Below are 19,255 nucleotides of genomic sequence, written 5' to 3'. Positions count from 1 at the left end.
GGCGGGGTGGGTGCGGTGGGTGGGGGTGGGGGGGGCCGGGGCCGCCGGCCCGGGCCGGGCGGGCGCGGCCGGGGCCCCCCCCCCCCCCCCCGGGCGGGGTCAGTCCTGCCAGACCTTCCACTCCGCCTTGCCGTCGTCCCAGAGGCCGTTGAGCTCCTTCCAGTCGCGGAAGGTGTCCATGCCCATCCAGAAGCCCTCGTGGCGGTAGATGCCCAGCCGGCCGTCGCGGGCCAGCCGCTGCAGGGGCGAGTGCTCGAGCATCTCGTCGGTGGCGTCCGCGTCGAGGTACTCGTCGACGAAGGGGCGCTCGAAGAGGAAGAAGCCGCCGTTGATGAAGCCGGTCTGCGGCTGCTTCTCGTTGAAGGCGGTGACGTCGTCGCCGTCGATGACGATCTCGCCGTAGCGGCCGCTGGGGTGCACGCCGGTGAGGGTGGCGAGCTTGTCCGAGGCCATGTGGGCCTTGAGCTCGGCGGTGAGGTCGACCGCGCCGACGCCGTCGCCGTAGGTGAGGGCGAAGCGCGGGGCGTCGAGGTACTGCGCCACCCGGGCGATGCGGGCGCCGGTCGCCGTCGTCAGGCCGGTCTCGGCGAAGGTGATCTCCCAGTCCTCCTCGGCCACGTTGGTGTGGAACTCGAGGTCGTGGTCACCGCGCATCTTGAGCGTGAAGTCGTTCATCCGCGCGCGGTGGTCGACGAAGTACTGCTTGATCATGTCGCCCTTGTAGCCGAGGCAGAGGACGAAGCGCCGGAACCCGTGGTGGCTGTAGGTCTTCATGATGTGCCAGAGCACCGGCCGGCCGCCGATGTCGACCAGGCCCTTGGGCAGCTGCTCGGACGCCTCGCGCAGGCGCGTGCCCATGCCGCCGCAGAGGATGACGACGGGGATCTCGGACGTGGGGACGTCGACCTTCTCGGTCATGTGGCTACTCCTGGTGAGGCTGGGATCGCGAGCGAGGCTAAGGGGAACGGAGCGGGCGCGGAACCCGCTCGGCGCTCGTTCCACGGTCGTGTGACCCCGGCCGGGTGATGCGCCGGCGCGAGGCCGTGGACGGCGCGCACGGCACGCCTCCCACGCCGGTCGGGAGCGACCGGCGTGGGAGGGACGGGACGTCGGGGCGGACTCAGCCGCCGGCGCCGCGGAAGACCGAGCTGAAGGTCCGGAGGATGATCTTCAGGTCGAGCCAGAGCGACCAGTTCTCGATGTAGTAGTTGTCGAAGCGGGCCCGGTCGGCGATCGAGGTGTCGCCGCGCAGGCCGTGCACCTGTGCCCATCCGGTGAGCCCCGAGGGCACGCGGTGGCGTGCCTCGTAGCTCGGGTAGGCGCTCCGGAACTCCTCGACGAAGTGCGGCCGCTCGGGGCGCGGGCCGACGATGCTCATGTCGCCGCGCAGGATGTTGAACAGCTGCGGCAGCTCGTCGAGCGAGGTCTTGCGCAGGAAGCGGCCCACCCGGGTGACCCGGGGGTCGCGGGCGATGTTCCAGGTGGTCGCCGACTCCGTCGCGGTGGCGCGCATCGACCGGAACTTCAGCACCTGGAAGGTGCGGCCGTCGACGCCGACCCGCTCCTGCCGGAACAGGATCCCGGGGCCGCTGTCGAGGCGGACGGCGAGCGCGATGAGGCCGAGCAGCGGCGCGAGGACGGCGACCGCGAACCCGGAGGCGGCGACGTCGACCATCCGCTTCACCCGCCACGCGGGGCTGCGGTAGGTGGAGCGCCGCAGCCGGACCAGCGGCAGGCCCCAGGCGGTGTCCATGTCGTCGTCGACGTGGTGCAGCTCGAACAGCCGGGGGACGACGAAGAGCTCGCAGCGGTACCGGTCGCACGTGCGGATCAGCTTCACCATCTCCGACTCCTTCATCGAGGAGAAGGCGACGACGACGTTGTGCACGCGCCCGTCCCGGAGCTCCTCGGGGAGGTCGGCCGGCGTGCCGAGCACGGGCAGGCCGGCGGGGCCGGCGAGGTAGCGGGGGTCGGCGTCGAGGAAGCCGACCGGGTGCAGGCCGTACTCGGGGTGGTCGCGCAGGATGTCGGCCACCTGGTGCCCGACCCGCCCGGCGCCGACGATGAGCGTCCGGTGCACGACCAGCCGACGGCGGCGCAGCTTCCGGACCACGGCGTAGCCGACCGCCCGGAGCAGGACGAGCAGGACGCCGATGGCGAGGGCGCCCCAGAGGAACTGCCAGTCGATGATGTAGTCCTGCCACAGCGCGTTGGACCACAGCACCTGGCCGAGCACCGCGATGCCGGCGGCGACGGTCCACCGGCCGGCGAGGGCGGGCAGGTCGTCGAGCACCGACAGGGCCAGGCGGGAGCGGTACAGCCCGGCCTGCGCCAGGGCGAGCAGCAGGACGCCGGCGAAGGCGGCCGTCTTGCGCGCGGGGAAGTCGTCGCCGAGCCCGCGGCCGACCAGCTCGGCGCCGACCAGGCCCACGGCCACGGCCAGCAGGTCGAGGCCCAGCAGCAGCGGCCGGACGCCGAAGCGCGCCGCGGAGTCCAGCGGCGCGGCGCTCTCCCGGGACCGGACGGCGGGGACCGGCGGCAGCGTCGTCGCCTGGACGACGTCGGGGTCGGGGGTCGCCGCGACCGGCGCGTCGGAGCCGGCGGGCGGTGGCCCGAGCGGGAGGTCGAACGGCTGCGTCCCGAACTCACGCGGTGTCGCCGTCATGTGCCTCCTGCTCCCCTCTCGGCCGGGGCCCCTCGCCCCAGCCGCACCGGTGGTCTCACGCACCGGAGGGTGACGCTAACGGCTACCGAGTGTCAGCACGGGCACTCGTCCACGTCCGTGTGAGTGGGAGCGGAACTCCTGTGTCCCTCTCCGGTGATTCGTCACCCCTCGTGGTCAACCCGATTCAGCTACCGGCCGTCCACGCCTGGCCGGAGCGCGTACCCCGAGTGTCGTAGGTCCATCCGTCACCTGTTGTGCAGGTCACTCTCCGTCCGCGTGACGAGGCCACGTCCGAGGGACCCCGGGACCGCCCGCCCACCCGCTAACCTCCTCGTCACGGACGGTGACCGAACGGCCCGGTCCGCACGAGTGGAGGAACAGGCATGGCACCCGCTGCAGGACCGCGCCCCGAGGCCGCCCCCGCCGGCCCGGCCACGGCGGCACCCGAGGTCACCGTGGTGGTCCCGGCCCGCGACGAGGTCGCCACGATCGACGCCTGCCTGGACTCGGTGCTCTCCCAGGAGGGCGTGGACCTCGAGGTCGTCGTCGTCGACAACGGCTCGACCGACGGCACCACCGAGCTGCTGCACGCCCGCGCCGCCGCCGACCCGCGCGTCGTCGTCGTGTCCAACCCGGTGGCGTCGATCCCGGCGAGCCTGAACGCCGCCGTCGCGGCCGCCCGCGGCACGTGGCTGGTGCGCGTCGACGCCCACTCGACCATCCCGCAGGGCTACGTGGCGCACGCCGTCGCCCGGCTCGCCGAGGGCCGCTGGGCCGGCGTGGGCGGGCGCAAGGCCGCCGTCGGCCGCTCCCCCGTCGGCCGGGCGATCGCCGCGGTGCTCAACTCCAAGCTCGCCGTCGGCGGCTCGGTCTACCACTGGGGCACCGAGGAGACCGTCGTCGACCACGTGCCCTTCGGCGCCTACCCGCTCGCGCTGGTGCGGGAGCTCGAGGGCTGGGACGAGCGGATCGCCAACAACGAGGACTTCGAGTTCGACCAGCGGGCCCGCGCCCACGGCGAGCTGCTGTTCGACCCGCGGCTGGAGATCGCCTGGAACGTCCGCGAGACGATCGGCGACCTGTGGCGGCAGTACCGGCGCTACGGCCGCGGGAAGCCCGCGGTCGCGCTGCGCCACCCCGAGGGCGTGAGCCCGCGGCACCTGGCCCCGCCGGCGCTGGTGGCCTGGCTGGCGCTCGCCGCCGGTGTGGCGGTGCGCCGTCCGGGCCTGGCGGCGGCCGCCGTCGCGCCGTACGCGCTGGCGGTCGGCGCGGCCTCCGTGGCGATCGCGCGCACCGCGCCCGAGGGCGCCGACCGCCGCGCCGTGCCGGCCGCGCTGGTCGCGATGCAGGTCGGCTGGGGCCTGGGCTTCTGGGAGGGCGTGCGCGACCTGGTGCGCGACCGCCTGCGCTGAGCGCCCGGGCCCGGGCGGACGCCTAGGCCCGGGTCCGCACCACCATGCTCGGGTCGAGGTCGCCGGGGCAGGTGGCGCCTGCCACGGCCAGGACGTGCTGCAGGTGCGCGGTCAGCGCCTGCAGCGACGCGGTGACCGCGGGCACCCCGCCGGCGGCGAGGGCCCAGAGCACGGGGCGGCCCACGAGCACGGCGTCGGCGCCGGTGGCCAGGGCCACGAGCGCGTCGGTGCCGCTGCGGATCCCGCCGTCGACCAGGACGGGCACCTCACCGCCGACGGCGTCGAGCACCTCGGGCAGGGCGTGCGCGCTGGGGACGGCGCGGTCGAGCTGACGGCCGCCGTGGTTGGAGACGATCACGCCCGCGGCGCCGGCGTCGACGCAGCGCCGCGCCTCGTCGCCGCGGAGCACGCCCTTGACCACGACGGGCAGGCCGCCGACCTCGGCGAGCCGGGCGATGCTGTCCGGCGTCATCGACGGGTCCTGCTCGGCCGACTCGCGACCGACGGCCCCGGGGACGAGGTGCTGGGCGAGGTTGACCAGGTACTGGTCGTCGGGGACGGCGATCCGGGTGCCGCTCACCTTGTCCTTCCTGCCCACGTACGGGGTGTCGACGGTGAGGACGACGGCGCGCGCCCCGGCGGCAGCGGCGCGCTGGACCAGCGCCTCGGTGAGGCCGCGGTCGCGCATCAGGTAGGCCTGGAACCACCACGGACCGGTGGCCGCCGCGCCGATCTCCTCGATCGTCCGGGACGCCCGGGTGGAGATGACCGTGAGGCTGCCCGCATCGCCGGTGCCGCGGATGGTGGCGCACTCGGCGTCCTCGTGGGCGAGGGCGTGGAAGGCCATCGGCGCGACGACGAACGGCGAGGCGAGCTCCGTGCCGAGCAGGGTGGTCGTGAGGTCGATCCGCGAGACGTCGCGCAGCACGCGCGGCCGCAGCCGGAACTCCCGCCAGCTGGCCTCGGCCTCGCCGAGGGTGACCTCCTCACCGGAGCCGGCCTCGTAGTAGTCCCAGACCTCCGGCCGCAGCCGGGTCCGTGCCTGGTCCCTGTGGTCAGCGAGCAACGCGAGCATGCTGCGTGGGCCGGTCGTCCCGGCCCGCCTCCTCTCCAGCGGCCGGCCGGGGGTCACCGGCCGGGACGGGGGCGCCGAGCGTACTGACCTCCCGGCCGCCGGGACCGGCTCGCGCGCCGCACCCTGCTCGTGCGGGTGACCACGGCCCGTGACCGACCGCCGCGCGTCGCGTCAGGGCGACGGCGGCGGCACTTGACGGCTGACGCCGGAGCGCCGAGCGTGCGCGGGGTGACGAGCCGGGTGCCGGTGGGCCCCCTGCCGATCGGCACGGCCCGCCCCGGGCTGCCGACCGGGCGGCGCCGTGCGCCGTGGCCCCTCCGCCTCGTCCTGGCCTGCGCGCTGGCCCTGGCCGCCTGGATCGTCCTGGCCGCGCTCGCTCCCGACGCCCGCGCCGACGCGCCGACGGCCACCGACGGCGGCACCCCGGTGACCGCGCCGGACGACGGCGGCGCGGCCGCGCCGGCCGCCGAGCCGGAGCCCGCCCCGGCGCCGGAGCCCGAACCCGAGCCGGCCGCGCCGCCTCCTCCCGCGCCCGCTCCCCCGCCTCCCGCGGACGAGCCGGAGGAGGGCCCCGCGCCGCCGCCGGCCCCCCGGCCTCCCCCGCCCGCGCCGGCTCCGGCACCGGTCGCCCCGCCGCGGCCGCCGGCGCCCGTGGTGAGCCCGCCGGTCGAGGCCGAGCCGGTCGAGCCGGTCGTGGTCGAGCCGGTCGTGGTCGAGCCGGTCACGGCCACCCCCGACCCGGTGCCCGTGGTCCCCCTCCCCGACGGCACGGGCAGCGAGCCGGCGCCCGTTCCGGAGGTCCCTGCGGAGACACCGGCCGCCGAGCCCCCGGTGGAGGGGACGCCGACCGAGGACGCCCCCGCGGAGCCGGCGCCGGCGGAGCCCGCCGCGGAGGTGCCCACCGAGCCGGGGGCGACCGCGGCGGAGCCGGAGACCGCGCCCGCCGAGGAGCCCGGCCCGTCGGCCGAGGCCGCGCAGGAGGCGTCCGACGCTCCCGGCGCCGCCGAGCCCGCCTCGGCGGACAGCGAGGCGGACGGCGCGCACGTCGTCGGCACCTGCGGCGCCGCGACGGCGGCCCGGCCCGCGACCGTCTCCGGCCGCGGGCCCCCGTCGGCCGGGCCCGCCGCGTCGCGGGCCACCACCGTCGCGCCCTCCGGGGACGGGCCGGACGCGCCCGTGCCCGCGCTGACCGCGGGGACGGGCGGCACCGCACCGCCACCTCCCGGAGCGCCCGCAGCTCCTCCGCGTCCCGTGGCGCCGCCGCCACCGCCGGTGCCCGCTCCGGGCCAGGTCGGCTCGGCGGGCTGTGGCACCACGGCCTCCGGCTCCGACGAGCGCCAGCGCGGCGGCTCCGACGCGACGGCGGCGACCCTCGCCGGCGGCTGGACCGCCGACGACCCGACGGCCTGCCGCACCGGCGTTCCCGGGGCCGCGGGCGTCGTGGCGAGCCGGGCCGGCGACCCGGCGACGCGGCCGGACTGAGCGGCCCCGGCCGGCGCACGCCCTCGTGCGCCCGCCCCGCCGCCGTCCGTACCCGCCCTGCGGCGCCCAGCCGCGTTCCCCGAGGACCCGACCCATGCGCACGACCCCGGGCGCGCCCGCCCGCCCTCCTGACCCGTCCGTCCCCGCCCGCCGCACCGGGGGGTGCTGACCGTGCCGCTCGCCCCCGGGAGCCGGTCCGCCGCCCTGGCCTCCCCCGGCCCCGCCCTGCTGAAGTCCGTCCTGGACCGGCTGCTCGCGGCGGTCCTGCTCGTCTGCACGATCCCGTGGCTGCTGCTCGTCGCGCTCGTCATCTGGGGCACCGACGACGGCCCGCTGCTCGACCGCCGTCCCGTCGCCGGTCGCGGGCGGCGGCCGTTCGCGGTGCTGCGCCTGCGCACGCTGCCTCCTGCGGGGCACGGGAGCAGCCCGGTCCGCGAGCTGGTCCGGCGCACCTGTCTCGACGAGCTGCTGCAGCTGGTCAACGTGCTGCGCGGCGACATGGCGCTGGTCGGCCCGCGGGCCGTGTCCCCTGACGGGGACGACCGGCCCGACGGCGACGTGCGCCTGCTGCTGCGGCCGGGCCTGGTCGGCCTGCGCCACCTGCCCGGCGCGCTCGGGAGCGGCGACGAGCGCGCCGTGGCCGAGCGCTACGTCCGCGAGTGGTCCCCGCTGCTGGACCTGCGCGCGCTCGTCCGCGCGGTGCGCTCGACGGGAGCGTGACCCGGTGCGGGGTCAGGCGTCGTCGCGGCGCCGGTCGCGATCGGGGCTCTCGAGCTCGTACCACCAGGTGAGCGTGTCGGCGTCGACGGTGACGGGGAGGTCGTCGTCGGTGCCGGCGAGGGGGTGCCGCGTCACGGGAGCCCGCGACGGCGGGCAGCGGTCGTCGCACCGGTCGGCGGCGCGGAAGGCGCGGCCGATCGCCAGCGCGAGGAGGGCGGTGACCGGGAACCAGAGCAACCCGATGACGACGTAGGCGTTCATCGGTCACCTCGGAGCCTGCCGGGCCGGCTGGAGGAACGCGGGGTGACGACCGTCACCGGCGCGATCGACGCCTGCATGCTGACCCGTGCCGGGCAGGAGCGACAAGCGCACTCCCACGTTGCGCGCCGGGGATCACGGGGCGTCGCCACGCTCAGGACCGGTGCCGGTCGCGGAACGCGACGCCGCGGCGGGTTTGCGGACGCCCTCTCCGGGGCAGCGCTCTCACAGAGCCACCGGGGCTCGGGGGGACTGGTCGTTCGACGAGGAGTGACCGTGGTCGTCGCAGTCGTCTGCCTGGTCTGGGTGGCGCTGAGTCTCCCGCTCGGGTTCCTGCTGGGATCGGCGCTGCGCCGCGCCGACGTCGTCGACCGCGGGGTCCGCGGCCGGGACACCCTGCCGACGCCGCGCCGGCCGCTGGTCCTGCGCTGAGTCAGTCCTGCGGCGCGGGGGCCCGCACGGCGGGCGCCTCGAGGGAGAGCGCGTCGTCGCGACGGCGCAGGGCCGTGGCCGGCAGCACCAGCCTGGGCGCGACGCCGATGAGCACGGCCATCAGCACCGCGACGCCACCGAGCGCCTCCCCCGACTCCTCGACGAAGGTCGCCATCGCGTAGAGCCCGCTGCCGACGGCGCCCGAGACGGCCGACAGGCCGACCGAGGCGGCCGCGTACGCCGCGAAGGCCGAGAGGACCCGGCGGCGGTCACGGCGCTCGGCGCGGCTGACGAACGCGAGGACGGCCAGCACGCCGACGGCCAGCGCGACGCTCACCACGGTGGCGGTGGCCTCGGAGGTCCGGGCCGACAGCGTCTGCATGGCGGTCACGTGCACGGTGCCACCGGCCTTGACCGTGGCGATGCCGGCGGTGACGGCGCCGACCGCCAGCCACCAGGTGCGCCGGCCCGGGTTGCGGGCGGCACCGGCGACGGCGGCGAGCGCGGCCGCACCGAAGAGGGCCGCCACGTAGAGCCGCGGCAGGGAGAACGGCGCGTCCATCGACAGGGTCTGCGCGAGCTGGCCGCGGGCGCCGCTCAGCCGCAGGGCGTAGCCGACGGCCTCGAGTGCGACGGCGAGCAGGGCGAGGGCGATCCCGACCGGCGGGAGGGGCAGTCGGCGGCGCGCGCCCCGGGCCGCCGGAGCCAGCGCACCGGCGGTCGACGGGCGGTCGGCGAGGCGGATGCCCTTGCCGAGCACCACCCCGAACACGACGGCGACCAGCAGCCACGCGGCGAGCCCGCCGACGATCCACGTCCACACGCGTGCGTCATCGGCAGGATCCGGCCCGGACGTGACCCCTCCGTCACCCGTCCGGGGCAGGTGGGACGCGCGGGACGGGAGTCGCCTCCTGCCGCCGTTCCACTCCGGACGACGCCGCTCTCGGCAATTTCTGCCCGCGCGTCCCGGGCAGCGCGGGGAGCCGGCACCCCTACGAATGACCCGTGACCGCACTCGTGATCATCGGACTGGGCTGGCTCGCCCTGGCGACGGCCTTCGCGCTGGTGGTCGGCCGCGGCATCCGCCTGGCCGACACCGTCGACGCCGAGGTCGGCCCCGACCTCCGCCGCGAGGTCGACGACGTGCTGGCCGGCCTCGAGGACGACCTCCGTGCCGCCGCGGCTCCGGGCGGCCCCGCCACCTGACACCTGCCCGGGGACATCACCCGGTCGCCTGACCGGTCGACTCCTCCCCGTACCACCCCGGTCGCGGCGTGTCGGGGCCGCGCCCAGCGGATATCCCCTGGCCAGTGGCCAAGTGGTGCGGTTCCGGATTCCGTGGCGCAATGGCCCGGCGCGGGCGTGTCGCCTCTGACGTCCGCTGAACGGGGACCACGGGGAGTGAGGCCATGTCCGCCACGAGTGTCTCGAGCCCGAGACGCAGGAGTGCCGCGCCACCGCCGGCGAACGGCTGGGAGCTGTTCGCGCCCGGTCTCCGCGGGGAGGGGACCGCCGCACGGCGGGCCTGGCGGGCGCGCTACGTCCGCCGCACCGCGGTCCTCGACGCGGCGGCCGCCGCCGTCGCGGCGGGGGCCGGCTACCTGCTCTGGTTCGACGTCTTCGCGGCCGAGGGCCCGCGCCCGCCCGGCTGGTCCGTGCTGGTCCTGCCGCTCGTCTGGGTGCCCGTCATGCTGCTGGCCCGGGCCTACGAGGAACGGTTCCTCTGGATCGGCGTCGAAGAGTACCGCCGGGTGATCGGCGCGGCCGTGCTCGTCCTCGCCCTGGTCGGCACGGTCTCGTGGGGCCTGCACCTCGACGTCGCGCGGGGCCTCGTGGTCCTCACCCTTCCGCTGGCCACGGTGCTGACGCTCGCGGTGCGGCTGGCCCACCGGCACCACCTGCGCCGGGCCCGCCAGCGCGGTGACTTCCTGCAGACGACGATCCTCGTCGGGTCGCGGGAGACCGTCGCCGCCCTCGACGAGCAGCTGCAGCGCAGCCCGGAGCAGGGCTACAAGGTGATCGGGTGCTGCCTGCCCACGCGGGAGCAGTCCTCCGCCGCGGACGCCTTCAACGGCCTGCCGGTGCTCGGCGGCGTGGCCGACGTCGTCGACGTCGTCTCCGCCTTCGAGGTGGACACCGTCGCCGTGCTGCCCGGACCGGAGATCCACGGCGCGGTCCTGCGCCGGCTCGGCTGGCAGCTCGAGGACACCGACGCGGAGCTCCTGCTCGCGCCCGCCGTCACCGACGTCGTGGGCCCGCGGGTGCACATCCGGCCGGTCGCCGGGCTCCCTCTGCTGCACATGGAGCGGCCGGAGCTCACCGGCGTCCGACGGTGGACCAAGGAGATCTTCGACCGGTCGATGGCCGCCCTCGGACTGCTGCTCCTGTCCCCCGTGCTCATCGCGGTCGCCCTGGCGGTGCGGTTGGACAGCCGCGGGCCGGTGCTCTTCCGGCAGGAGCGGGTCGGCCGGTGCGGCGAGACCTTCACCATGCTCAAGTTCCGCAGCATGGTGCAGGACGCGCCGGCGCTGGTCGAGCAGCTGGCGACCGCCGACGACGGCAACGGCGTCCTGTTCAAGATGCGGCACGACCCGCGGGTGACCCGGGTGGGGCGGGTGCTGCGCCGCTACTCGATCGACGAGCTGCCGCAGCTGATCAACGTGCTGCGCGGTGACATGTCGCTGGTCGGCCCACGACCGCCGCTGGCCCGGGAGGTCGAGCAGTACGGCGTCGACATGCACCGCCGGTTCCTGGTCAAGCCCGGGCTCACCGGGCTGTGGCAGGTCAGCGGCCGCTCGGACCTGTCGTGGGACGACTCCGTGCGCATCGACGTCCGCTACGTGGAGAACTGGTCGCTGGCCTTCGACTTCATGATCCTGTGGAAGACCGCGGGCGCGGTGCTCCGCGGCTCGGGTGCGTACTGAGCCGGCTCAGCCGGCGCGGCGGCCCAGGGCGCGGTAGGTCCAGCCGGCGGCGGTCCAGGCCTCGCGGTCCAGGGCGTTTCGCCCGTCGAGCACCCGCTTGGCCCTCACCACCTTCCCGAAGGCGACCGGGTCGAGCTCGCGGTACTCGCGCCACTCGGTGAGGACCAGGACGGCGTCGGCGCGCTCGGCGGCCTCCTCCGGCGTCGCCGCGAAGTCCAGGTGCGGCCACTCGCGCCGGCTGTTCTCGATCGCCGCCGGGTCGGTCACCCGCACGACGGCGCCCTGCAGTTGCAGCTGGGCGGCGACGTTGAGCGCCGGGCTGTCGCGGATGTCGTCGGAGTCGGGCTTGAACGCCGCCCCCAGCACCGCCACCCGCTTGCCCAGCAGCGACCCGTCGAGCACCTCGCGGGCCAGCTCCACCATCCGGATCCGCCGGCGCATGTTGATGTTGTCCACCTCGCGCAGGAACGTCAGCGCCTGGTCCGCCCCCAGCTCCCCGGCCCGGGCCATGAACGCCCGGATGTCCTTGGGCAGACACCCGCCGCCGAACCCCAGCCCGGCGTTGAGGAACTTCCGCCCGATCCGGTCGTCGTAACCGATCGCATCGGCCAGCAGCTTCACGTCCGCACCGGTGGCCTCGCACAGCTCGGCCATCGCGTTGATGAAGGAGATCTTCGTGGCCAGGAACGAGTTCGCCGCGGTCTTCACCATCTCCGCGGTGGCGTAGTCGGTGGTCACCTTCGGCGTGCCCCGGGCCACGATCGGCGCGTACACCTCGTCCAGCAGCCGCTCGGCCACCGCACCGTCCCCGTCGGCCGGCAGCCCGTACACCAGCCGGTCCGGGTGCAGCGTGTCCCGGACCGCGAACCCCTCCCGCAGGAACTCCGGGTTCCAGGCGACCAGCGAGCCGGGGACCTTCTCGGAGAACATGGCCGCGAGCTCGGCCGCCGTCCCGACCGGCACGGTGGACTTGCCGACGACGAGGTCGCCGGGCTCGACTACCTGCAGCAGCGACTCGGTGGCCGCGCGGACGAAGCGGAGGTCGGCGGCGTACTCGCCGTGCCGCTGCGGCGTGCCGACGCAGACGAAGTGCACTTGCGCCCCGGCCGCGTCGGCGACGTCGGTGCTGAAGCGCAGCCGCCCGGAGTCCAGCGCGTGCTGCAGGAGGGACTCGAAGTCCGGCTCGTAGAACGGCGCGCGCCCCTCGCACAGCGCGGCGATCTTGCGCTGGTCGACGTCGATGCCGACGACCTCGTGGCCCAGTTCCACCATGGATGCCGCGTGGACGGCACCGAGGTAGCCGCAGCCGATCACCGAGATGCGCACCGGCGCCTCCTCACGTCCGAGCCGACACTTCGCCGTCGAAGTGCATCACGGCGCCGGGCCCGGCGCCTGTGCAGGACCCGTCCCGGTGACCCGCCTAGATCGCCGGGCGGACGACGCCGCACCGGCACGCGTAGAGGCTGGCGCCGCTGAAGGCGTCCTCCCCCACCCAGCGGAACCGGTGCCAGTGGCGCCGGAGCCGGGACTCGCGGACGGGCGTCGTCGACGGGACGGGGAACACGCGGCCGATGGTGCCCGATCGGAGGAGGTGGGGGAACAGGTGCGTCCACGGTGCGTGACCTCACCCCGAGGAGTGGGAGCAGGCTCACGCTCGGGCGCTCGCGGACGTAGCCTCGGCCGTGACGGACCGTCACGGGGGTGGGTCATGGCCGACGAGGCACCGAGCGGGTCGACGCTGCTCACCGACGAACCGGCCGCGCCGGTGACGCCCCGCCGCCGTCGGGGACTGCGGCGGTTCCTCGTCGCCCTGACCGTGCTCGTCGTGCTGCTGGTCGCGCTGGTCGGCGGTGGGCTGTGGTACCTGACCGACCGCTACGGCGGCAACATCGACCGCGTCGCCGACGTCTTCGCCGACCTCGACGAGGAGGCGCGCCCGGCGCCCGCCACCCCGGCGCGGCCCGCGGGCGCCGAGCCGGTCACCTTCCTGCTGGTCGGCACCGACAGCCGCGGCAGCGCCGACGAGGGCATCGCCTCCGGTGGCCGCTCCGACGCGATCATGATCGCCCGCTTCACCGGCGACCGGCAGCACGCGCAGCTGATCTCGATCCCCCGCGACTCCTGGGTCGACATCCCCGGCCACGGACGCGACAAGATCAACGCCGCCTACGCCTACGGCGGCCCCCCGCTGCTGATCCAGACCGTCGAGCAGCTCACGCAGGTCCGCATCGACCACTACGTGGCGATCGACTTCGAGGGGATCATCGCCGTCACCGACGACCTCGGCGGGGTCGACGTCGTCGTCGCCGAGACCACCAGCAACGGGCCGTACACCTTCCCGGCCGGGGTCAACCACCTCGACGGCGACCGGGCCCGCTGGTACCTCGGCCAGCGCTACGGCCTGCCCGGCGGCGACTTCGACCGGGTCCGCCGCCAGCAGCAGTACCTCGAGGCGGTGTTCACCCAGCTGTTCAGCTCCGGCACGCTGACCGACCCGGGCCGCCTCGACGCCGCGCTGCTGTCGGTGACCAGCGCCGTCGCCGTCGACGACACCCTCGGCAACGGCGATCTGCTGGGCCTCGCCTACTCGCTGCGCAGCCTGCGGCCGGAGAACGTGCAGTCGTTCACCGCGCCCGTGCTCGGCACCGGCATGGAGGGACCGGCGAGCGTCGTCTACCTCGACGAGGTCACCGGCGAGCGCATGTGGGCCTACCTGCGCAACGACTCGCTGGCGCAGAACGCCGACGAGTTCACCGGCCAGGCGCTGCCTGACGTACCGCGCTGATGCATCTGCTCTTCGTCTGCACGGGCAACATCTGTCGCTCTGCGGTAGCCGAACGCCTGCTCACCGGATGGGTGGGTGACCTCGTGGAACACCTCGAGGTCTCCAGCGCCGGCGTGGCGGCCACGCCGGGGAGACCGATGCACCGCGCCAGCGCTCGGGCTCTCGAGCAACTGGGCGGCGACCCCACGGGCTTCACCAGCCGGCGCCTGACAGCTGGTTCGGTGCAACGAGCGGACTTGGTGCTGACGATGACCCGCCAGCACCGCCGGACCGTCCTCGAACTCGCACCTCGCGGTCTTCGCCGCACGTTCACGCTGGCAGAGGCCGCGGGACTCCTGCCCCTCGCGGACCTGGCCGGCCTGACATCCCTCCCGCCGGCCCTGCGGGCGGCGGAGCTCGGTCTCCGTCTGGCCGGAGCCCGCGCCCGGCGGCCCGGTCGGGTCAGCGACGACATCCCGGATCCGATGGGACAGGACGACGCCGTGCACGATGCGGTCGCCGTCCGCGTCGCCGGATCCGTTCGGGCGCTTGCGGACGTCCTGTTCGACGAGTTGCCGCTGGGGCGGCTGGTTCTGGGCTGAGTCGCCTCGTCCGGCGCGGGGACCACCTGCGTCCCAGGGAACACGGACACCCCGCGCGTGGGCGAGCCGCCGACGCCTCCGGCCGAGGATCGAGAGGTGACCTTCCTCCTGGGCGCCACCTGGCTGGCGCTCGACGTCTTCCTCACCGAGCACGGCTCACTCGTCGCGGCGTCCGCCCTGTGCGGCGTGACGCCGACGGTCGCGCGCATGCGCCGCGCCGCCGTCTGAGTCCGCCGCACCCGCCGCGGCGCCTCCGCGCGAGGAGCGCCGGCGGGGCCACGTCAGGAAGCGGGAGGACCGGTCAGGAAGTCCAGCAGCGGGATGAGGGCTGCGGCGACGCTCTCACCGACCTCGAGGTGCACTTCGAGGGAGAGCCCGACCGGGTCCTGGACGTCGTCCTCCGGCCCCGAGTGGCGGCGCGACCTGGCGGCGTTCAATCGCGAGACGAGCCGCCGCGCCCGATCGGCCGGCGTCCGGTCCGGGACGTCCGTGCCCGTACCGGCGATCCGGATGAGGTCGGCGGCCTCGCGCAGGGTGTAGGTGCGGGCCAGGGCTCGGGGCGCCAGGGCGAGGACCTCCCGTCGGTGCGCCCGGGTCATCGTGAGCGTCAGGTCCGCGTCGATCACCATGCCGTCGACGACCTGGCGAGCCCGGAACCCAGCGGGATCGCCGCCGAGGCCCCGCAGGACGAGCGCGGTGTCCGGGTGCATGGCCGCCCCCACGACCGCGCGGGTCCCGGCGCTGCCCAGCTCGACCTCACCGGCACGCCCGGCAAGCCGCTCGTCGAGATAGGCCCGTCCGAGGCGTTCGGCGAGCGGGGACCGGCAGATGTTGCCCGTGCACACGACGAGGACGGTGAAGACCGGCTCGGGGGAGCAGTGGCGGGGCATCCGACCATCCTGTCGAGGTGGGTCTCAGCGGCCCGGGGTCCCCGGGCTCCCGGCCGTCCGGCGCACCTGGGCGAGGCGGCCCGGGCTCCTCCGGTCCTGCGCCCGGGACCTCCTCAGCCCGGCGTCCCCGGACGGCGATCGACGTCGTAGCCGTACTCGTACCCGTAGCCGTGGGCGGCAGCGATGTCTCCACGCGGGGGCACGATGTTGAGGATGACGCCCAGCACCCGGCTGCCCACGCGCTCCACCGTCATGACCGCCTGGACCAGCTGGTCCTTCCGCGTGACGCCGTAGCGGACGGACAACAGCGCCCCGTCCGTGTGCACGGCCAGGCCGGTGGAGTCCGCGACCGGGAGCAGCGGAGGTGCGTCGATGAGGACGAAGTCGTTCGACTCGCGCAGCTTGTCCAGCAGCGCCGCCATCTGGTTGGAGGCGAGCAGTTCCCCCGGGTTGGGCGGGGTCGGTCCGGCCGCGATGACCGAGAAGTCATCCGAGCCGTACTTCTGGACGACGTCCTCGACGTCCGCGGTGCCGGACAGGATGTTGGTGAGGCCGGTGCCACTGACGAGCCCGAGGTAGCGGGTCACCCGCGGCTTGCGGAAGTCGGCCTCGACGACGGTCACCCGCCGGCCGGCGTCCGCGAGGGCGAGGCCGAGGTTGACCGCCGCCGTCGTCTTCCCCTCCGAGGGGACCGCACTCGAGATCATGATGACCCTGGGCGGCTGGTCGACGTCGAGGAACTGCAGGCTCGTGCGAATCTGCCGGTAGTCCTCCGCCGACCGGCTCGTCCCGGTGCGGTCCATGACGTGGTGCTTCTCGAGCCCCTCGTCGCGCAGGACGGTGCCGAGCACCGGTACGCCGGTGAGCGAGGTGACGAGCTCCGGGTCCCGCACCGAGCGGTCCAGCTGACGGCGCGCGACCGCGGCGGCCGCGGCGGCCATGAACCCCACCAGCGCGCCCAGCACGATGTTCCGTGCGACCTGGGGCGAGCTCGGGGCGGAGGCCGTCTCCGGAGCCTCCGTCGTCGTGACGCGGACGACCGCCCGGCCGCTGGCGTCCGGGGCCTCCAACTGGTCGACGAAGGAGGGGAACTCGGCGCCCAGGGCCTCGGCGATCTCGCGGGCACCCTCGGCCGACGGATCCGTGACCGTGACGTCGATCAGGACCGTCCCCGGGATCGGGGAGGCGCTGATGCTCGCCGTGAGGTCGTCGGGTCCGGCGTCCAGGTCCAGACGGTCGATGACCCGTTCGGCCATCTCCCGGCCGGTGAGGAGTTCGGCATAGGAAGCCACACGCTGCTGCGAGAGCTGACTCCCCTGGAATGCATTCTCCGTCGACGTCGAGTCGGTCGTCGAGACGAACAATTGCGTCGACGAGGAGTAGAGGGGCGTCTGCAGCGAGCTCCAAAGGAAGGCCAGACCGCTCCCGATGACGACACCGGCGACCAGCATCCACCACGAGGTGCGCAGTGCAGCGACGACGTCTCGAAGTGTCATCCGTCCCCATTCTTCGGCGCGCCGGCGTTGCACGACCATAGGACACCTGCTGGTCCGTCCGTCGCGCGGCGGGGCGACACGTCCTCCCATGGGGTGGGGGAAGGCGCCTCGGGCCCGCCGGCGTCCAACCCCCGCGGCGCCATCTCCTCTATTCGGGTCGGCCGAGATTGCGCGGCGTCCGAGTTCTTGCACAATCGCGACACGGGGAGAGCAGGACACCTCTCGTCGAGGGCCGTGCACCATCCGTATGCGAGAGGGAATCCGTGGAACTGGACGCCAGCGTGATCGTGCGCGCCAAGGACAAGGCCGACACGATCGAGGCGACCCTGCGCTCGCTGCGCGCACAGACCCATCCCGTGCAGATCATCGTCGTCGACTCGGGTAGCACGGACGGGACCCTCCACATCGCCCGGCGCTGGGCCGACGAGGTCATCGAGATCGCGTCCTCGGACTTCACGTACGGACGTGCCCTGAACATCGGCGCCGCGGCCGCGTCCTCGGCCGTCCACTTCGCCCTGTCCGCGCACTGCGTACCCGCGACCGACACGTGGGTGGCCGACAGTCTGGCGCTGTACGCGGATTCCTCCGTCGCGGCCACCAACCAGGCCGTCCGGACCCCGACGGGTCACCCCATCCATGACCGCTACCTGCAGTCCGTCGACGACGTCCGTGCTCACCCCGCCTGGGGGTTCTCGAACCACGCGTCGTCGTGGCGAGCGGACGTCTGGGAGGACCTCCCTTTCCGGGAGGACCTCCCCGCGTGCGAGGACAAGGAGTGGTCCTGGCGGGTGCTGGCGTCCGGCCACACCATCGCCTACTCACCGGACCTGGTCGTGTCCACCGACCACCGGCGAGGGCAAGGGCCTCAAGCGCTGTTCCGCCGCATGGCGCGGGAGGCCGAGGCCATGGTCAGTCTCGGGGCTGCGCGGCCGATGACGGTCGGCGAGGTGGTCTGGGCATGGTGGTCGTCCTTCCCGGCAGCGGAGAGCCGCTTCCCGCGCCCGCTGCGACGCCTGAGCCCCTACCGCCTCATCGAGCTGGTCGCCGCCTGGTCGGGTGGACGCTCGGCGGTCCCCGTGGAGAACGGCGGGCTGCAGGACATCCTGGGTGCCGGCCACCGGGGAGGTCTCGCCCCCTGGCTGCCCTGGTTCGCCGGAGGCGCGTGACCGTGGGCAGGGATTCCCGGGCGATACCGCCTTGTCTGCGCGCCACTCCGTGCCCGTGGCGCTGGTCCACCTCGTCGGCGGCCTCGACCGCCCTGTCCTGGGAGGCGACGGCGTGATCGTCGTGCACGTGACCAACGAGATGGAGGCAAACGGCACCGGCATCACCAACATGGTGGTGGACCTCGCGGTGGAACAGGCCGCTGCCGGTCACGACGTCTTCGTCGTCTCTTCCGGAGGCTCGTTCGTCGAACTGCTGGAGGAGAACGGTGTCGTCCACGTCCTGGCCGAACACAGCAGGCGGCGGATCTACCGGCACGCACGAGCCCTCGGCCGGATCGTCCGGCTGACCAGGCCGACGGTGGTGCACGCCCACACGATGACCGCCGCCTGTGCGATCACCCTGTTGCGTGTCCTCCGCGTCGTCCGGCGGCCGCTCGTCACCACGGTCCACAACGAGTTCCAGGGATCCTCCTGGCTCATGGGTCTCGCCGATGCCGTCGTCGCGGTGAGCCGGCCCGTGGCCGAGGGCCTCGCGCGGCAGGGCGTCCCCGCCGAGAGGCTGCGCGTGGTGGTCAACCGCACCCGGGGGACGGTCCGTCAGCGCGGGGGCGCGGAGGTCGCCTGTCACCACCCGGCAGTGCTCTTCGTGGGAGGGTTCTCTCCCCGCAAGGGGCTCGACGTCCTCCTGGAGGCCTTCGAGACCGTGGCAGCGCGGGTGCCCGACGTCCACCTCTACGTCGTCGGCAACAGGGACAACCCCGACATCGAGCAGCGCGTCCAGGCCAGTGACCATGCCGGACGCATCCACATGGTGGGCTTCGTCTCGAATCCCCGACCGTGGTTCCTCGCGACCGACGTCCTCGTGGTCCCGTCACGCCGGGATCCCGCTCCGCTGGTCGTCCCGGAGGCACGGGACGTGGGACTCCCGATCGTCGCCTCGGACGTCGACGGGATCCCTCAGCTCCTCGACGGCGGGGAGGCAGGGAGGCTCGTCCCGCCGGGCGATCCCGCCGCTCTCGCCGACGCTCTCGTCGGACTCCTGACCTCTCCTGGGTCGTTGCGAGCCCTCCGCGCCGCCTCCCTGACCAGCGACGGCGGGGACACGGCGACGATGGGCCGGGACTACGAAGTCGTGTACGAGCAGGTCCGGACGCGGTTCCAGGGGGCTCGCCGGTCCGGTCCCAGCCGGCACCGGCCCGGGAGCGCGGAACGACCCGTGCCGACCGGGCCGCGCACCGGGATCCCCGAGGCTCATGCTGGCTCCAGCTTCACGGCGAGGTCTCGGCGGGCGTTCCTCACGGCGGCATCCTGGGTCGTCGGTCCTCGGTGAGTCCCCGGTCGACGTGCCCGGCCCCGGCTCGAGGACCGT

At 74.6% G+C, this 19,255-nt stretch carries 20 protein-coding genes; 11 read left to right on the top strand and 9 right to left on the bottom strand.

Annotation, left to right across the window (positions count from 1 at the left end; all coding sequences use genetic code 11):
- Positions 1 to 99: 99 nt before the first annotated feature.
- Together ACI79X_RS12640 and ACI79X_RS12635 are read right to left on the bottom strand one after the other, a co-directional pair.
- The gene (locus ACI79X_RS12640; protein WP_457025751.1) at positions 100 to 918 is read right to left on the bottom strand and encodes a sugar phosphate nucleotidyltransferase; all 819 of its coding nucleotides are present in this window, start codon (positions 916 to 918) and stop codon (positions 100 to 102) included.
- A gap of 202 nt (positions 919 to 1,120) precedes the next feature.
- Positions 1,121 to 2,665 carry an exopolysaccharide biosynthesis polyprenyl glycosylphosphotransferase gene (locus ACI79X_RS12635; RefSeq protein WP_457025750.1) on the bottom strand — a complete coding sequence of 515 codons (1,545 nt, stop codon included), beginning with the start codon at positions 2,663 to 2,665 and terminating at the stop codon, positions 1,121 to 1,123.
- A 383-nt stretch (positions 2,666 to 3,048) separates the two neighbouring features.
- Here ACI79X_RS12635 and ACI79X_RS12630 point away from each other — a divergent pair, with 383 nt between their 5' ends.
- Positions 3,049 to 4,077 (top strand): glycosyltransferase, encoded by a 1,029-nt coding sequence (locus ACI79X_RS12630; RefSeq protein ID WP_457025749.1) that lies wholly within the window; start codon positions 3,049 to 3,051, stop codon positions 4,075 to 4,077.
- 22 nt (positions 4,078 to 4,099) lie between these two features.
- On the opposite strand, the gene ACI79X_RS12625 is transcribed toward ACI79X_RS12630, so the two are convergent.
- Positions 4,100 to 5,143, bottom strand: coding sequence for an alpha-hydroxy acid oxidase (locus ACI79X_RS12625; RefSeq protein ID WP_457025748.1), 1,044 nt, complete (start codon positions 5,141 to 5,143; stop codon positions 4,100 to 4,102).
- A 237-nt stretch (positions 5,144 to 5,380) separates the two neighbouring features.
- Between ACI79X_RS12625 and ACI79X_RS12620 the strand changes: the two genes are divergently transcribed.
- Together ACI79X_RS12620 and ACI79X_RS12615 are read left to right on the top strand one after the other, a co-directional pair.
- The gene (locus tag ACI79X_RS12620) at positions 5,381 to 6,634 is read left to right on the top strand and encodes a hypothetical protein (RefSeq protein WP_457025747.1); all 1,254 of its coding nucleotides are present in this window, start codon (positions 5,381 to 5,383) and stop codon (positions 6,632 to 6,634) included.
- 171 nt (positions 6,635 to 6,805) lie between these two features.
- On the top strand, positions 6,806 to 7,354 hold the full coding sequence (locus tag ACI79X_RS12615) for a sugar transferase (RefSeq protein WP_457025746.1): 549 nt from the start codon (positions 6,806 to 6,808) through the stop codon (positions 7,352 to 7,354).
- A 12-nt stretch (positions 7,355 to 7,366) separates the two neighbouring features.
- Here the strand turns inward: ACI79X_RS12615 and ACI79X_RS12610 are convergent, their stop codons facing one another.
- Positions 7,367 to 7,615 (bottom strand): hypothetical protein, encoded by a 249-nt coding sequence (locus ACI79X_RS12610; protein WP_457025745.1) that lies wholly within the window; start codon positions 7,613 to 7,615, stop codon positions 7,367 to 7,369.
- A gap of 273 nt (positions 7,616 to 7,888) precedes the next feature.
- Here ACI79X_RS12610 and ACI79X_RS12605 point away from each other — a divergent pair, with 273 nt between their 5' ends.
- Positions 7,889 to 8,044 carry a hypothetical protein gene (locus tag ACI79X_RS12605; protein WP_457025744.1) on the top strand — a complete coding sequence of 52 codons (156 nt, stop codon included), beginning with the start codon at positions 7,889 to 7,891 and terminating at the stop codon, positions 8,042 to 8,044.
- Between the two features lies 1 nt (position 8,045).
- Here the strand turns inward: ACI79X_RS12605 and ACI79X_RS12600 are convergent, their stop codons facing one another.
- On the bottom strand, positions 8,046 to 8,867 hold the full coding sequence (locus ACI79X_RS12600; RefSeq protein ID WP_457025743.1) for a hypothetical protein: 822 nt from the start codon (positions 8,865 to 8,867) through the stop codon (positions 8,046 to 8,048).
- 182 nt (positions 8,868 to 9,049) lie between these two features.
- Here ACI79X_RS12600 and ACI79X_RS12595 point away from each other — a divergent pair, with 182 nt between their 5' ends.
- A complete protein-coding gene (locus ACI79X_RS12595) occupies positions 9,050 to 9,250 on the top strand; it encodes a hypothetical protein (RefSeq protein WP_457025742.1) in 201 nt (66 codons plus the stop codon).
- A gap of 203 nt (positions 9,251 to 9,453) precedes the next feature.
- The gene (locus tag ACI79X_RS12590; RefSeq protein ID WP_457025741.1) at positions 9,454 to 10,968 is read left to right on the top strand and encodes a sugar transferase; all 1,515 of its coding nucleotides are present in this window, start codon (positions 9,454 to 9,456) and stop codon (positions 10,966 to 10,968) included.
- A gap of 6 nt (positions 10,969 to 10,974) precedes the next feature.
- On the opposite strand, the gene ACI79X_RS12585 is transcribed toward ACI79X_RS12590, so the two are convergent.
- Positions 10,975 to 12,294: a UDP-glucose dehydrogenase family protein gene (locus ACI79X_RS12585; protein ID WP_457025740.1), complete on the bottom strand. Its 1,320-nt coding sequence runs from the start codon at positions 12,292 to 12,294 to the stop codon at positions 10,975 to 10,977.
- Positions 12,295 to 12,388: 94 nt separating this feature from the next.
- Positions 12,389 to 12,532 carry a hypothetical protein gene (locus ACI79X_RS12580; RefSeq protein WP_457025739.1) on the bottom strand — a complete coding sequence of 48 codons (144 nt, stop codon included), beginning with the start codon at positions 12,530 to 12,532 and terminating at the stop codon, positions 12,389 to 12,391.
- Positions 12,533 to 12,676: 144 nt separating this feature from the next.
- Here ACI79X_RS12580 and ACI79X_RS12575 point away from each other — a divergent pair, with 144 nt between their 5' ends.
- From ACI79X_RS12575 to ACI79X_RS12565, 3 genes are all read left to right on the top strand, one after another.
- Positions 12,677 to 13,753 carry an LCP family protein gene (locus tag ACI79X_RS12575; RefSeq protein WP_457025738.1) on the top strand — a complete coding sequence of 359 codons (1,077 nt, stop codon included), beginning with the start codon at positions 12,677 to 12,679 and terminating at the stop codon, positions 13,751 to 13,753.
- Positions 13,753 to 14,334 (top strand): arsenate reductase/protein-tyrosine-phosphatase family protein, encoded by a 582-nt coding sequence (locus ACI79X_RS12570; RefSeq protein WP_457025737.1) that lies wholly within the window; start codon positions 13,753 to 13,755, stop codon positions 14,332 to 14,334. Before ACI79X_RS12575 ends, ACI79X_RS12570 begins: the two co-directional genes overlap by 1 nt.
- 96 nt (positions 14,335 to 14,430) lie before the next feature.
- Positions 14,431 to 14,562 (top strand): hypothetical protein, encoded by a 132-nt coding sequence (locus tag ACI79X_RS12565; RefSeq protein ID WP_457025736.1) that lies wholly within the window; start codon positions 14,431 to 14,433, stop codon positions 14,560 to 14,562.
- A 53-nt stretch (positions 14,563 to 14,615) separates the two neighbouring features.
- On the opposite strand, the gene ACI79X_RS12560 is transcribed toward ACI79X_RS12565, so the two are convergent.
- Both ACI79X_RS12560 and ACI79X_RS12555 read right to left on the bottom strand, forming a co-directional pair.
- Positions 14,616 to 15,224, bottom strand: coding sequence for an arsenate reductase/protein-tyrosine-phosphatase family protein (locus ACI79X_RS12560; protein ID WP_457025735.1), 609 nt, complete (start codon positions 15,222 to 15,224; stop codon positions 14,616 to 14,618).
- A 113-nt stretch (positions 15,225 to 15,337) separates the two neighbouring features.
- Positions 15,338 to 16,720, bottom strand: a complete 1,383-nt coding sequence (locus ACI79X_RS12555) for a polysaccharide biosynthesis tyrosine autokinase (protein WP_457025734.1) — start codon at positions 16,718 to 16,720, stop codon at positions 15,338 to 15,340.
- A gap of 263 nt (positions 16,721 to 16,983) precedes the next feature.
- On the opposite strand from ACI79X_RS12555, the gene ACI79X_RS12550 reads away from it, so the two are divergent.
- A complete protein-coding gene (locus tag ACI79X_RS12550) occupies positions 16,984 to 17,886 on the top strand; it encodes a glycosyltransferase (protein ID WP_457025733.1) in 903 nt (300 codons plus the stop codon).
- Between the two features lie 55 nt (positions 17,887 to 17,941).
- A complete protein-coding gene (locus tag ACI79X_RS12545; RefSeq protein WP_457025732.1) occupies positions 17,942 to 19,216 on the top strand; it encodes a glycosyltransferase family 4 protein in 1,275 nt (424 codons plus the stop codon).
- Positions 19,217 to 19,255: the final 39 nt, after the last annotated feature.

Source organism: Geodermatophilus sp. SYSU D01119 (assembly GCF_054049975.1).
Note: the sequence above shows the minus strand (reverse complement) of the source record. Positions and strands in the feature narration are given on the sequence as shown.